Origin of the sequence: Croceicoccus sp. Ery5 (assembly GCF_020985325.1) — a bacterium.
GTDB lineage: Bacteria > Pseudomonadota > Alphaproteobacteria > Sphingomonadales > Sphingomonadaceae > Croceicoccus.
Genome location: NZ_CP087587.1, coordinates 2,503,126 through 2,517,718 on the forward strand (window position 1 = coordinate 2,503,126; position 14,593 = coordinate 2,517,718).

A 14,593-nucleotide genomic window follows, 5' to 3' on the forward strand; every position below is an offset into this window, starting at 1 on the left:
TCCCCGATCACGATTTGGGCACCGCAGACAGATGCGAATCCGGCGGGAAGATGAAATATTCGATGAAATGCCCCGTCTCGTCCCGCGCATCGAAATAGGCATATTCGCCGCCCATCGTTTCCGCCGCGACCGGCAGGCTGTATCGCGATTTCGCATCGGCCATATGGCTGTCGAAATCCGCGCGACTGGAAAAATGCCGCCCCAGATGGTGGAACCGCTTGGCATATCCGCTTGCCGGAAGCCCCGCGCGATAGACCTCGCAATCGCCCGAGAGCGGTTGGATGACTTCGAATTGCAGGCCGTTTTTGAAGGCCAGCGCGAAATGACACACGGCCGTCTTGCCGGGGCCGGTATCGAATTCGGCATCGGGCATTTCCATCCAGTCGCCGATCCCGTGCTGGGCGGACAATTCCTCCATCGCCTTGCGCCAGTCGGTCGTGACATAGGCGTATTGATAGTAATCGAGCTCGTTCATTATCCTCTCCGCACGCGGGTTCCCAGCATTGGGGTAACACCGCGCCCGTGCGGGCCGAATGACCCTGAAGGCATTGGCGATTGCCCGCCATTCCGCCGGACTTGAACGCGGCGGAACGGCGGCACATCACCGGGCGATGACAGAGAGAAATTTCACGCCTGCCGCGCCCGTCGGCGCTGTTCCCGAAGGGACGGTCCACAAGGTCGAGATTACGGGGAAATCGGTGCTGCTGTGCCATACGCAGGGGCGTATTTTCGCCGTGCGGAACCTGTGCAGCCACGCCGAGGAAGCGCTGGAATGCGGGCGCATGCGCAGCGGCTGGATATCCTGCCCCGCCCATGGCGCGCGCTTCAGGTTGGAAACCGGCGCGCCGATGAACCCGCCCGCGACCGAACCGATCGAGACCTATGAGGTGCGGATCGTGGACGGGGTGATCGAGGTCGCCGCCTAGCCCGCGTTCTCGCTCAGCCGCCGTTCGGCCATGGCGCGGACCAGCGCGGGCTTGACCTTTTCATTGCCGGTCATCGCGAAATCCTCTTCGCTGCAGATCAGGATCTGCTTGGGCAGTTTGAAGCTTGCCAGCCGGTCCTTGAGATGCGCGGCAAGCCCGTCGCGATCGACATCCGCGCCATCGACCGGCACGATGCAGGTCACCACTCGCTCACCCAGCAGCGCATCGGCCACGCCCACGGTTTGCGCGCGTTTGACACCGGGCCAGTTGGCAACGATCTCGTCGATTTCCTCGGGCGCCACATTCGCCCCGCCCGATTTGATCATCGCGGTCAGCCGCCCTTCCCAGAAGAACCGCCCCTCGCTATCCACGCGCCCGCCGTCGCCGGTGCAGTAAAATCCGTCCGGATCGAAGCAGTCGGCAAAACTCTTGCCCAGATATCCGCTCATCAGGGTCGGACCCTTGATGCACATTTCGCCATGGTCACCGACGGGCACGATCTCGCGCGTGTCGGGATCGACGATTTTCAGCACATTGCCCGGCAGCGGCAGGCCATAGCTGCCCGCGTAATCCGCCTCGCTCGCCTCGCGCCCGATGCAGGTGCAGGCGGACATGGTCTCGGTCGTGCCGAAGGTCTGGGGCACTTCCCAATCGGTATCCACGCTGGGGTGGGACCAGATAATCTCGCCCCGCGGCACATATTTCAGCGTGGACAGATCGGCCGCATCCCACCGCTCGGCCGCTTGCAGTCGCGCCCATTGATGCGGGCGGCCATTGGCGAAGGTCACGCGCTCTGCCTCGATCACGCGCAGCGCCTCGTCCGCCTGGAAAAAGCGTTGCAGCACGACGCAGCCGCCGGTGGACAATCCCGTGCCGACCACCATCGAGATATTGCCCGACCAGAAGAACCCGTTGCCGGTCCACGCGCGGACCGGTTCGTGCATGCCGAACAGACGCGGCCAGCGCCACCACTGGATGGCAAAGGCCTGCTGGCTGTGCGCGATGCCCTTGGGCAGGCTGGTGGTGCCCGATGAAAAGAATATGCCGCCCGCATCTTCGGGACGGACCCTGGCCAGACGGTCCAGCACCGCCTGCTCTTCAATGTCCCTGCCCGTCGCCAGCCATTCGCGCCATTCCGCGATGCCCGCTTGCGCCGTGTCACCCAGCGCCGCGATCCGGCGCAGCTTCGCGAACCGCGCGCCCGGCAGCGCCCCCGCGTCAACCGCCGGTTCCAGCGACCCCATCATGGCTGCGAAATCGGTTTTCAGCACGCGCGCTTCCATCAGCAGCGTGGTAATCTCCGACGCTTCCACCAGATGCGCCAGCTCGTCCTCGGTCGAAAAGGTGGACAGCGCGACCGCGACCCCGCCGGCCATGGCGATCCCGAAAAAGGCAGACAGGAATTCGGGCCGGTTCGTCATCAATATGCCGATCCGCTCGCCTGGCTGCATGCCGCCCGCCAGCAGCCCGCCCGCCACCTCCATCGCGGCGTCGCGCAAGTCGATATAGCTCCACGACAGGCGCGCGCCATCCGAACCATTCGGGCCGGTGTTGAAGCTGACCGCCTCGGCCATGCCGAAGCGCGCGACGACATCTTCCAGATATCCGCCGATGGTCAGCGCGCCAAGGCCCGGTTCGTCGGCAATACCGATCGCCTCCACCAGCGAAAGGCCGCTGTCTCCGGGCGCACGCGCGACCAGCCGCGAGATATCCATCGCCCGCCCTCTTACGCTTTGCGCGGCAGCGAGACGGTGGCGATGCCGGTCAGGATCGTGTCGCCGTCCTGCGTGGTCAGCCGCGTCTTGACCTTCACGACGGGCAGGCCGTTCTCGCCCGTCTCGATCTTTTCGATCACCTCGCCCTCGAAAAAGGTCACGTCCCCTTCGAATGCCGGTTTGCGGAACTGGGTCTTCGAATGCCAGATATAGCCCTCGTTCCCCGCCCAATAGGCGACATAGTCGAGATGCCATGCATTCATCGACGCGCCATAGCCATAGGTGCCGCCCATGCCGATCTTCTCGGCCTTCGCGGGGTTCAGATGGCCGCTGGAGGGACCGTAATACAGCCCGTCCTTCTGGCGCGGATCGATCTTCTGCGCCTCGAAATCATAGGTCATGTCCTGCGAGAAACCGGCTTCGGCCTTGGCCGGATCGACCACGCCTTCGGGCGGATTCCAGCGCCAGGTGCCCCAGATGTTCTGGCGGTGGGCGCGATATTCGAACCCGAAGGTCAGCGGCGTATGCGGGCCGATCACGCGGCGCGGCAGCGTATCGCCTATCGCCACATCGTCCCATGCGGGCGAAATACCCTCCCGGTTCGACAGGATCCAGTCGAGCCGGATACGATCGATCTCTTCCATCTCTTCCGCGGTCCAGCTTTTGACCGCGCGGTTTTCCTTGTCATAGACGGCGCGCTTGTTCGCTTCCTCGCGCAGATAGCGGATCGAAGTGGCGCGTTCCTTGGCGAACAGCGTCCCGTCTTCGCGGTAGTGATAGGTGTCGCCGTCGGAGAACATGGTGGGGCCGGCAAAGCTGGTGTCGGTCACCTTGTAGCCGGCGAAAAAACGTTCCTGCCGCAGATGGTCCCCGGGACGGATGCGCCCGCCGTAAAACCACCATTCCTCGCCCCCGAAAATCAGATGCGTGCCGGGAACATGTCCGATGCACGACGGATGGCAGCCATGGCCGTAATCCATCGCCACGGTAAAGCTTTGCGGCGCGACCAGCCCGCCGAATTGCGAGGCGCGGGCCGCTTCCTCGTCGAAATGGATGGGGTTCGCGTAATCCAGCGACTGTACCCAGCGGCGGATGTCGGTGCCGCTGGCAGGGTCCCACATCTCGGCGAAGACGACCTGCTTGCCGACATATTTGTCGACGTCGCTGGTATCCAGTGTCACTGCGGTTTCGGTGTCCGTATCGGCCATGTGTTCACGCCTTCAATCTATGGGCTCGGGCGCGCCGCGACCGATGTAACCGGCCAGCACGCGGTGGAAATTGACGATGGCCTTTTCCTCTTCGGGGCTGGGATAGATCCCCGGAAAGGCACGACTGTTCAGCCCTTGCTGCACTGCCTCCATGTTCGAGAAATCCTGACACAGCACCTTGCGCCAGTTCTCCTCGGTCATTTCGGGACGGTGGAGGTTTTCAGGGCGCGGCTCGGTCCCTTCGGGATATTTCTCCAGCGTATAGACCTCGAAAATGCAGCGGTTGGGATCGGTCCCGTCCGGCCGCGCGCGATAGCACAGGGCAAAGACCGGCCCGTGGATGATCACCGTATTGGGGAAGATATGGACGACATTGCCCACCTTGGCGAATTGGGCCGGGTCGATCTGCGGCCATAGCACGCCGCGCTTTGCATCTTCCTCGATCGTGCGCTTCATGAGGTGCATCTGCACTTCCTGCGGCGTCGCAGTTTCGGGCAATTCGTCGGTCAGCCGATTGGCGACATCGACCATGGTCTGGGTCGTGGTGGCGTTCACCTCTTCCCACAGCTGGTTCAGCGAATGTTTCAACCCCTCGCGCATGTCGACCGCGCCTGCCGCGCCCGCACTGGCCCCGCCCGATCCTTCGCGTGCGGCCGAACCGAAAACGCCGTGAATGCCCCAACCGTCGCTCCATGTCGGCTTGGCCGAAAACTTGGTCAGCTGCGGATGGGTGCCCGCCACGTGATAGCCTTCGTTGAACGCCTCTATCGCGACCTTCCAGTTGCAGGGAAAGTGTAGATATTGCCGCCAGCGATAGCACATCTTTTCGAATTCGAACGGCGCGAGATTGGTGGCAACCTCGCCCAGATAATCGGTAAGCGGCGCGGCATCGGGGGCCATGTTGACGAACACCCAGCCGCCCCATGTGCCGACCTGAACCGGCAGCAGGGGCATATCGTCTTTCGTCAATGCATCGCCCCATGCCTCGCCGCGGGTCATGCCGATGCACTTGCCGTCCAGATCCCAGCTCCACGCATGGAACGGGCAAGTGATACGCGCCTTGTTGCCGCAGCCTTCGGTCAGCCGGCGGGCACGGTGGCGACACACGTTCTGGAACGCGCGAATGTCGCCGTCCTTTCCGCGCACGACGATGATCGAATCGCTGGCAATGTCATAGGTGACGTAATCGCCCGGCTTCTCGATCTCTTCCTCGCGGCAGGCGACTTGCCAGACATGCGGCCACAATTTTTCCGCCTCGTCCCGCGCATAATCGGCGCTGGTATAGGCCTCGGCGCCGATCCTTACGGGCCGGTCGATCAGGCGGCGGGTTGTTTTGCTTTCCGCGTTCATCGCCAGTTCCTCTTCCATTCCTGTCTTGGCACGCCCGCTTACCGGCTGCACCCGCCACGCGAAAGCATCGCCCCGCCGCAGTCGGCGCACAGGCAAGCGGGCCCGCGCGCAGGGTCAAATCGCGACCCTATTGAATGGTCGCGCCCGCCCGTTCGTTGATCGCCTCGATCTCGCCTGCTTGGTCCGCCAGCGCGCCCTCGCGGAAATCGCGGGGATTCTGGCCGAACACGCTTTTGAACTTGCGGCTGAAATGGGCAGTGCTCTTGAAACCGACGCCATAGGCGATCTCGCTGATCGCCACGTCGCGCTTGTGACTATGCGCCAGCCATTCGCGCGCCATTTCCAGACGACGGCTCCAGACAAGATCGGAAAAGGTCTTGCCCGTCCCTTGCAGCAACAGGGACAGGTAACGCTGGCTGACGCCGCAACCCTTGCTGACCATGCCGGTGCACAGGTTCGGGTCGGACAGATGCACTTCGATAAAGCGCAAAACCTCGTCCAGCCTTTGTTCGGTTACCGTCTGGCGCGCCTGGCACGCCCCCGGCGATGCAGAGATCGCCTGCTCCACCAGCCGGATCGCGGCCTCGACCAGAATGCGCGACGAATCCTCGCCCATCGCGTCGTCATCGAACACATCGCCCAGCATTGCCTGCGCCACTTCGATCTCGCGCACGTGGGCGGGCATATAGGCGCCGGAGCCGGTTTCGCCCGCGCCGTTCTGGCTGGCCATATGCTTGCGCAGCAGATGGGCCGGCACTGTCAGGTGCAGGATTTCATGCGATCCGGCATCGCCGGGCTGCAATTCGATGAAAAAGGGCGCCATCGAACGGGTCAGCAGGAATTCCCCCTCGCCCACGATCCGTTGGCCCTGCTGGTTCGAAAACACCAGCGATCCGCGCCTGACGAACCATAGAACGCCCAGATCGGTCGCATCTTCGCGGATATGTTTGCGCGTGCGGCGAAAGAACTGGCGCGTGGCGGCGCTGGTTTCGATAATCGTATAGGGGCCGATGGCGCGGCGCCGCGCCTCGACCTCGACGGGCAGGCTGTCGTCCACCCAGAATTCGCCATCGTAATATTCGCGCTGATGCGTTCCGCGAAACAGCTGCTGGCACTTGCGGTAATTGTCCGCGTCCAGCGTGAACAGAGGTTCGGACATATCTGTCTCCCACGTTCCGGGGCTTGTTATTCTCGCCCGGTCAACATGGTTGCATCTTAGGACAAGCCACTGCCCGGCCCACATGCCAAAGGCGCGGCACCATCGACATTTAGCGCAGCGCCCTTGCGCCCTCGATCTACTCCTTCGCCTCGCGCCCCTTGCGGCTCAGCCGCCATTCGGGCGGATAGCTTCGGTCGTTGTTCTTCACCGCCTTGGCGATGCCGCCGTCGAATGCGTCGCCGCCCAGATCCACCGCCGTCTCGCGGTCGGGCTTCATCATCGGCAGCATGCCTTCCAGCCAGCCTGTCAGCTTGCTGCCCAGATATTCGCCGCGATATTGCTTATAGGTTTCAAGAAACGTCTTTTGCGCCACCACCACATCGACCGGGCGAGAGCGCGAGCAGGCATCGGCATATTTGTCGACCTCCGCCTCAAGCCGGTCGCGCGGGACGACGCTGTTGATAAAGCCGGTCTGGTCCATTTCCGCCGCGGTGAACGGGCGGCCGGTAAACAGCATTTCCGAAAACTTGCGATAGCCCATGGTTTCCAGCCAGGTCCACATGCGCGGGCCCCATCCGGCATAGCGGAACGCGGGATGGCCGAACAAAGCATCGTCCGACGCGATTAGCAGATCGGCATCGCCGCACTGGTAGAAATGCCAGCCATAGCAATAGCCCTTGGCCTCCACGATGCTGATCTTCTTGAATTCCTGTAACGGCCGGACCCCTGCCCCTGCCTTGATGTAATGATCGGTCAGATTGTGCAGATGGCGGAAACTGCCCGCGGGCGGCCATGCGACATCCTCGTCCAGCCCGATTTCAAGATCGGGCAGAAAGCTCTCCCCCTCCTTGGGGTTCAGATACATGTCGCCATGTTCGTCGATATCCGCGCCGGTGCCGAAATCGGCGCCCTCGCTGCGGATGACCAGCACCTTTACCTCGTCGTCCACATTGGCGCGGTGCACGTAATCGCCATACAGCATGCGCATACCGATCGTCGGTGCATTGCCGCGGTCCTGCCGGTCAAAGGTAATCGTGGCGATCCGCCGCTCCCGGTCCTTTTCGTATCGGATAAAGGGCAGCGCATCCTCGCGGTGTTCGCGGGGGGACTTCATCTCGGCCATGTGCATCCTCTCGGGCTTTGTTTGCACCGATGCTGCCAGTGTGGCGAAAGGCTGTATAGATCGCCCGTGCAGTGTGATGAACATTGGACGCAACCCCCGCGCGGGCGTAGGATGCGCGTCATCATGCCCGTGGACCCGATCTTTTACGGCATCGAAGGCCCGCTCGACGGCACGCCCGGCGAAGGGCAGTTGCGTGCCGCCAATCTGCGGGGTTTTTCCGATTTCGCACAGCGGCGCAATGCCGATCCGCAGCGCATTCTGGACCGGCACGGCATCGACATGCGCGCATTGTCGGACCCCGATTCCTATGTCGGCGCGCAAGCACTGGTCGATGCGTTCGAATATTGCAGCGAATTGTTCGACGATCCGCTGTTCGGCCTGCATCTGGCGCAGGAACAGGATGCCGAAGTGTTCGGTTGCATCACCGCGCTGGCCCGTTCGGCGGCGGATTTCCGCACGGCCATCACGGCGCTGACCGAATATCTGCCCATCGTCCATTCGCCCGAAGCCGCTCCCGAACTGCTTGAGGGTGAGAACGGGGCCGAATTGCGCTGGGGCGTGGTGCACGATCTGGGCATCAACGATCAGGCGAATTTGCAGGCCGTGGTGCTGCAGATGAAAGTGCTGCGCCAGATCGGCGGGCCGCGTTTCCAGCCGCGCTATGTCGAACTGGCCGTATCGCCCCGTCCCTGCGACATTGCCGAGATCGAACGCGCGCTGGGCTGCCAGTTGCGCACCCGTTCGCATATCAATGCCATCGGCTTTGCCGCCAGCCAGCTGGACCATCCGGTGCCCAGCGCGAACCGGCTGCTCTATCGCCTGTTGGGCGGCTATCTCGACAGGGTAAAGGCCGCCAACCGCGTCAGCTTTGCGCAGCGCGTGCGCGATTATGTGCGCGGCGACCTGCCCAAGGGGAATTGCTCCATCGAACGCTGTGCCGAGAAATTCGGCGTATCGGTCCGCACGCTACAGGCGCGGCTGGCGGAAGAGGATACGAGCTTTTCCCAAGTGATCGAGGATGTGCGCATCCTGCTGGCCAAGACCTATTTGCAGCGGCCCGACAGTTCGCTGGACGAGATTGCCGAATGGCTCGGCTATGGCGAACAGACCAGCTTTGGCCGCGCGTTCAAGCGCTGGACCGGCACGACCCCGCAAAAGTTCCGCCAGAACCTCTCCAACTAGACCCGCTCCATGATGTAATCACCCGCATCGTCCACGCTGGCGCGCCAGCCGGTATAGACGACGATGGTGGTAAAGCTTTCCGCGATCACCGCGGGGCCGGTAACGGCATCGCCCGCGACCATGGCGGCCCCGTCGTAAATGCCGGTGTCGGCAAAGCCGCTGCCCAGATTGACCATGCGCCTGCCGCGCGGTTCGATATGGCGCGGCGCGGCAGACCGCCCTCCACCCGCTGGCGGGTTGGGCGTGGCGACATGGCTGGTCAGGCGCAGGCCCGTTACCTCGGGCAATTCATGGTCGCGGATGTGGCCGTATTCCTCGATATGGCGGGCATTGAACAGCTCCAGCGCGCGCTCGCCGATCCCTTCGTCCAGCCAGTCCAGATCGCCCGGCGCGCCTTGGGCCACATCGAAAGTCAGCGAGAAGTTCTGGCCCGGATAGCGCATGTTCAACTGATAGGCCGACTGCACCTGTTCCCGTGCAAAGCCCGCATCGGTCAGATGCTGTGCCGCACGGGCGGACAATTGCGACCACAGATCGCGCATCTGCCCGACCGGCAGCGCATTGACGCCCGCGATGATCGACCGTTCCTCGTCCACCGTGGGATTGGCGACCAGCGTGCCCAGTGCCGAAAACGTCGGACTGGCGCGCGGGATCAGGACGCGGTCGATGCCCAGTTCCTGTGCCTGCGCGGCAGCAAAGACCGGCCCGTTGCCGCCATAGGCCAGCATGGTCAGCCCCGCGGGGTCGATGCCCTTGCTGGCCGTGGTGCGGCGGATGCCGTCGACCATATTGGCATTGACCAGCCGGAACGCGTCAAAGGCGGCTTCTTCGGCGCTTTTGCCCAAGGGCGCGCCGATATCGGCAAAGGCCCGATCCACACCGTCGCGGGTCAGGCGGAAATCGCCGCCCGCAAAGCCGGCCTCGTCCGACAAGATGCCCAGCATCAGCAAAGCATCGGTTACCGTCGGGCGCGTACCGCCACGGCCATAGCAAATGGGGCCAGGATCGGAGCCCGCGCTTTCAGGCCCGACCCGCAAGGCGCCCGCGACCAGTTGCACGATCGACCCGCCGCCCGCGCCCAATGTCTCGACCTTCACCATGGGAACGCCGACCAGATAGCGGTGATGCATGTTCCACCCCGCCTCGGGCGGAGCCTCGCCATCCTGCACAAGGCTCATGTCATAGGATGTGCCGCCCATGTCGACGCACAGCAGGTCGCGGTATCCCTTGGCACTGCCGGTATGCGCCGACCCGACCACGCCGCCCGCGGGGCCCGATGCCAGCACGCGCACCGGCGCGCCTTCGATATAATCGACCGTCATCACCCCGCCCGATGCCTGCATCACCATCAGCCGGTTGGCATATTTCGCATCGCGCAGCCGCACGACCAGCCGTTCGAGATAGTCGGCCACGCGCGCGGCGACAAAGGCATTCACCACCGTGGTGCTGGTGCGATCATATTCGGGCGCGCGGGGCAGCACCTTGTGGCTCAATGAAATGCGCGCATCGGGCATTTCCCCGGCCACAATCTCGGCCACGCGCAATTCATGCGCGGGGTTCAGGAAGCTGAAAAGCAGCGACACGGCAACCGATTCCACGCCCTGCTTGCGCAATTTCGCGCATTGATCGCGCACGGCCTGTTCATCCAGCGGGGTATGCACCGATCCGTCCGCCATGATGCGTTCGGGCACGGTCAGGCGGCGGCGGCGCGGCACGATCTGCGGCGGAGGCGGCAGGGTCGGGTCCCAGATGCTTTCCTTGAAACCGCGGCGATATTCCATCTCGTCGCGGAAGCCTTCGGTGCAGATCAGCCCCGTCAGCGCGCCGTCCATTTCGATCAGCGCATTATCGGCGACCGTGGTCCCGTGCACGATGGCATCGCATTCGGACAGGAACGCCTCAAGGCTCCTGCCTTCCATTTCGGCCAGCCGCGCCAGACCGCTCATCACTCCCAAAGACCGGTCCTCGGGCGTGGTGAGGTTCTTGTACAGCCGCACATCGCCTTCCGCCTCGCGCAGCAGCGCGAAATCGGTGAACGTACCGCCAATATCGATGCCGACCCGATAGGCCATGAAAATCCCCTCGACTATTCTGTTGTTCGCGCGTCTGGCGGCTTATTCTGCAGGCTCGGGCTGTTTCGCCCGTTCGGCCATTTCGGCGCGCAGCGTGCGCGTGGCGGCCCGGTCCACGGCGAGGTCATAATCCTCCAGCCCGCCCGTCAGCACCACGCCGTACTGCGTGCGTGCCGCCTCGATGCTGACCAACTCGTCCAGCACGTCCTCCAACACTGCTTCTGGGTCGCGGGCAATCGCAGGGCCGAAACCCCCGCCGCCGCCATGCTGATAGGCAATGGTCGCCCCTTCGGGCAGCATGGCCTGTTCGGCCAGCACGATGCGCCGCTCGCGCTCGGTGCCGACTTCGAAATAATTCTCATAGGCCGTGCCGGTTTCGCCACCGCACATGCCGCTGATCGGGTGGTCGTGGCTGACCATCCATGCAGTGGCCATCATCGGTTGCAGCACCTGTTTCACATTACGGCTGCCCGCCATGCCGCGCCATTGCCCCGCGCCGCCCGTATCCATCGTCAGTTCCCGCGCGATATTCAGCACGGGAAAGCGGCTCTCGGCATCTTCGGCCTGGCTGAGCAGCAGATTGCCCAGGCTGACGGGGCACGAACCCCAGCCGTCCAGCCCCTGCACTGCCGAGACGTCCATCGAACGGCTGTCGACGCCCTGATCCATGAACATCTGGCCGTTCCCGTCGAAACCGATGACGGCATTGGGCATGCCGATCTTGTACACCTGCGGCTGCGCGCGGGTCGGCACGACATTCGACAAGGCCACACAGACTGCCTCGGTAATCTCGCACGCCGGATGGAAACTGCCCAGCGCGGCAGGCTTGTTAACCGGAGGATTGGCGATGCACCCTTCGGGAATGACGATGTCGACCGCGTTGAACAGCCCTTCGTTCTTCACGATGGTCGGGTCGATCATCGACGCCAGCTGCACCATCACATAGCCGCGCGAATTGGCGAACGTGTTCCACACGCCGGTCAGGTTCTGGCGGTCGTCGGTGCCGGTCAGGTCCACTTTCAGCTTTTCGCCATCGACCGTCACCGCGACATGCACCTTCACATCCTTGGTGCCGGTGGTGTCATGGTCGATATAGACAGTGGCTTCGTGCGTGCCGTCGGGCCAGTTCGCGATTTCGCCGCGAAACTGGCGTTCGGTCTGGTCGATGGCATGGTTGATCGCGGCGCGGATCGCATCGCCCCCATGGGTCGCGATCATCGCCTCTATCCGCTGCACGCCCTTTTGCACCGCGCTGATCATGGCGGCCAGATCGCCCGCGAAAGTGGCGAAGCGGTTGTTGCGCACGATCATGTCGATGATGTCGGTGCGCAGTTCGCCGCGATGGACCAGCTTGACGCAGGGGATCGCCAGCCCCTCGGTAAAAATATCGGTCGCCTCCAGCGTAAAGCCGCCCGGGTCCTTGCCGCCGGTATCGCCCTGATGCGCCTGCAATGCGATACAGGTGACCAGATCGCCCGCATCGTCATAGACCGGCGCATAGACATTATAGTCGGGCAGATGCCCGCCGCCCGCGTCGGGATCGTTGCCAAGAAACACGTCGCCCGCGCCCCAGCCGTATTTTTCCTGCTGCATCAGCCCGTAACGCACCGTCAGCTGCGATACGAAGGTCAGGTGCGGCGTGCCGATCGAGCCGACCGCCAGCCGCCCATGCGCGTCGACGATGGCCGCGTTGCGTTCGTTGGACTGGTTGATGATCGGGCTGGACGCCGCGCGGCCCAGATGGGTCGCCACTTCGAAACAGACGGTTTCGAACGCGCCGCGAATGATATCGGCGGTCACCGGATCGATGGTCGCGCTGGTCGGCAGCGGTGCGGGCCGCTCGGCCAGTTTGCGGCGCAAGGCGTAACTCATTCTATCGGCCCCTCCGGCACTTATGCTTTATCGTGCCAGACAGGTAGAATGCGCCGCCGCCCGCGCTCTCGACAGAGGGCGCAGCGCGATAGACCTTTCGTGCAGCGGCCTGAACCCGCGCCGGCGTCAGAAGTTCAGCGGATTGGGACTCGCCTCGCCCGTGTCGGGCACTTCGGCGCGCCAGCGGACCGATCCGGACGGGCGCAACAGGCGTCGCCGCAAGCGGCCTTCGTGCAGGCTGTTGAACGCATCGGCCCGCAACTGCGCCTCGCGGTCAGCCTGGGTAAAGCGGTCGCGCATATGCAGATAATCGCCCCATGTCGGGCATTCGTAGCGTTCGGTCCACAAGGCGGGATCGGCGATGTCGCGGCCCAGCGACCAGCCGAAACCGCCATTGCGGCGGCGCGTGCGGCCCACGTCCTGCATGGCACGAAAAAACTCGCGCGCGTGTTCGGGGTCGACGCGGTAATCGATCTCGATCTCGACCGGCCCCGACCGCGACGTCAGCGCCAGATTGACCTCGGGCTCGTTGCTCAGCACCACGGGATCGCGCTTGTCCCCTCCCTCGCGCACCAGCGGCATGACGAAACCGGCCAGCAGCGTCACCGCCAGTGCAAGGCCCGACAGCAACATCGCCTCGTGCAGGTCGGTGCGCGCGGCGACCGCGCCCCATGCCATGGCCCCCAGCGCGATCCCGCCCGTCAGCGCCGATGAATAGAGCGAGAGCGCCCGCGCCGTCACCCAGCGCGGCGCGGATAATTGCACGCCCACATTCAGCATGGCGAAGACCAGCATGGTGCCTGCGCCTTGCAGCACGTAAAATACCGCCGCGATCCAGACATGGCTGGAAAAGGCGATTCCCAAAAGCCCCGCCGCCGTGATCGCCGTGCCCAGCCGGACTGCGTTTTCCGGCCCGAATTTCTCGCGCGCAGGGGATGTGCCCAGCGATCCGAATATCGCACCGATCCCTGCCGCGCCCAGCAATATGCCATAGGTGCTGGCATTGCCCGCCAGCTGGTCGCGCGCGATCAACGGGGCGAGAGCCGATGGCGTGGAAACGCAGAAACCGAACAGAAACGCCCGCACGATGGCATTGCGCACACCGCTGGCATGGGCGGCATAGCGTATACCCGATACCAGCGCGCGGCCCAGGCTTTCGGGCGGCAGGCGTGACGGGGCGACCAATCGGCGCCACAGGAAAAACGCGATGATCAGCGGAATATACAGCAGCGCATTGACGGTAAAGGCGACCGAGACCCCTGCTGCCATCACGATGAAACCGCCGATCGCCGGCCCCACCGAACGCGCCAGATTATAGCTGACCGAACCCAGCGCCACGGCCGACGGTAACAGCCTTACCGGCACCAGCTCTCCGATAGAGGCCTGCCATGCTGGGCCGTAAAGCGCCACGCCCGACCCGATGGCGAACAGCAGGATCAGGATCATCCACGGCGTGATCAGCCCCATATAGCCAAGCGCCGCCATCACCGTTCCGCCGACGCAGGCAAAGCCCAGCCCCGTCATCGCCACCTTGCGCCGGTCGAACATGTCGGCCAGCGCGCCCGCGGGCAGCGCAACCAGCATCAGCGGCAACATCAGCGCGGTCTGTACCGATGCGACCATGGTGGGGCTGTCCGACAGGCGGGTCATTTCCCACGCCGCCGCGACGCCAAGGATCAGATGGCCCAGATTGGAAAAGACGCTGCTGGTCCAGATACGGCGGAACAGCGGCTCGCCCAGCGGCGCAAGCGGGCCGCCCGCTGCCTGCGGCGGCTGGTTTTGCAGCGATCCCGATGCCAATGTCGTCCCTTTCCGGCCCCGCCCGTTATCGTTCCATGTTCGGCATATTGCCCCCAAACGTCCAGCGGCAAATAACGCTCCATCGCCGGGGCGGAGATATGCGCCCCGACGGCCCCAAAGGCTTGGCCCCGCCGCCCGCAGGTGCAAGACCGGATATCGAGACTATCCGAAAATAGCGCCTGCAAT

General features: G+C 63.9%; 11 protein-coding genes. 2 read left to right on the forward strand and 9 right to left on the reverse strand.

Going from position 1 to position 14,593, the window contains the following annotated elements:
* Nucleotides 1-7: 7 nt before the first annotated feature.
* Entirely contained in the window at nucleotides 8-475 is a 468-nt protein-coding gene (locus LOZ74_RS11875) for a VOC family protein (protein WP_230291386.1), read from the reverse strand.
* Between the two features lie 136 nt (nucleotides 476-611).
* On the opposite strand from LOZ74_RS11875, the gene LOZ74_RS11880 reads away from it, so the two are divergent.
* Nucleotides 612-926, forward strand: a complete 315-nt coding sequence (locus LOZ74_RS11880) for a non-heme iron oxygenase ferredoxin subunit (RefSeq protein WP_230293886.1) — start codon at nucleotides 612-614, stop codon at nucleotides 924-926.
* Here the strand turns inward: LOZ74_RS11880 and LOZ74_RS11885 are convergent.
* The 5 genes from LOZ74_RS11885 to LOZ74_RS11905 form a co-directional block, all read right to left on the reverse strand.
* Nucleotides 923-2,641, reverse strand: a complete 1,719-nt coding sequence (locus LOZ74_RS11885) for a class I adenylate-forming enzyme family protein (RefSeq protein WP_230291387.1) — start codon at nucleotides 2,639-2,641, stop codon at nucleotides 923-925. The two genes, LOZ74_RS11880 and LOZ74_RS11885, sit on opposite strands and share 4 nt — an antisense overlap.
* An 11-nt stretch (nucleotides 2,642-2,652) precedes the next feature.
* Nucleotides 2,653-3,849 (reverse strand): MaoC family dehydratase N-terminal domain-containing protein, encoded by a 1,197-nt coding sequence (locus LOZ74_RS11890; protein ID WP_230291388.1) that lies wholly within the window; start codon nucleotides 3,847-3,849, stop codon nucleotides 2,653-2,655.
* A gap of 12 nt (nucleotides 3,850-3,861) precedes the next feature.
* A complete protein-coding gene (locus LOZ74_RS11895) occupies nucleotides 3,862-5,199 on the reverse strand; it encodes an aromatic ring-hydroxylating dioxygenase subunit alpha (protein WP_230291389.1) in 1,338 nt (445 codons plus the stop codon).
* Nucleotides 5,200-5,326: 127 nt separating this feature from the next.
* The gene (locus tag LOZ74_RS11900) at nucleotides 5,327-6,358 is read right to left on the reverse strand and encodes an AraC family transcriptional regulator (protein WP_230291390.1); all 1,032 of its coding nucleotides are present in this window, start codon (nucleotides 6,356-6,358) and stop codon (nucleotides 5,327-5,329) included.
* A gap of 136 nt (nucleotides 6,359-6,494) precedes the next feature.
* Nucleotides 6,495-7,481 carry an enoyl-CoA hydratase/isomerase family protein gene (locus LOZ74_RS11905; RefSeq protein ID WP_230291391.1) on the reverse strand — a complete coding sequence of 329 codons (987 nt, stop codon included), beginning with the start codon at nucleotides 7,479-7,481 and terminating at the stop codon, nucleotides 6,495-6,497.
* Nucleotides 7,482-7,604: 123 nt separating this feature from the next.
* Here LOZ74_RS11905 and LOZ74_RS11910 point away from each other — a divergent pair, with 123 nt between their 5' ends.
* A complete protein-coding gene (locus tag LOZ74_RS11910; protein WP_230291392.1) occupies nucleotides 7,605-8,663 on the forward strand; it encodes an AraC family transcriptional regulator in 1,059 nt (352 codons plus the stop codon).
* Here LOZ74_RS11910 and LOZ74_RS11915 read toward each other — a convergent pair.
* The 3 genes from LOZ74_RS11915 to LOZ74_RS11925 form a co-directional block, all read right to left on the reverse strand.
* Nucleotides 8,660-10,735, reverse strand: a complete 2,076-nt coding sequence (locus tag LOZ74_RS11915) for a hydantoinase/oxoprolinase family protein (protein ID WP_230291393.1) — start codon at nucleotides 10,733-10,735, stop codon at nucleotides 8,660-8,662. The two genes, LOZ74_RS11910 and LOZ74_RS11915, sit on opposite strands and share 4 nt — an antisense overlap.
* Nucleotides 10,736-10,777: 42 nt before the next feature.
* Nucleotides 10,778-12,607 carry a hydantoinase B/oxoprolinase family protein gene (locus tag LOZ74_RS11920; protein WP_230291394.1) on the reverse strand — a complete coding sequence of 610 codons (1,830 nt, stop codon included), beginning with the start codon at nucleotides 12,605-12,607 and terminating at the stop codon, nucleotides 10,778-10,780.
* A 126-nt stretch (nucleotides 12,608-12,733) separates the two neighbouring features.
* Nucleotides 12,734-14,407, reverse strand: coding sequence for an MFS transporter (locus tag LOZ74_RS11925; protein WP_230291395.1), 1,674 nt, complete (start codon nucleotides 14,405-14,407; stop codon nucleotides 12,734-12,736).
* Nucleotides 14,408-14,593: the final 186 nt, after the last annotated feature.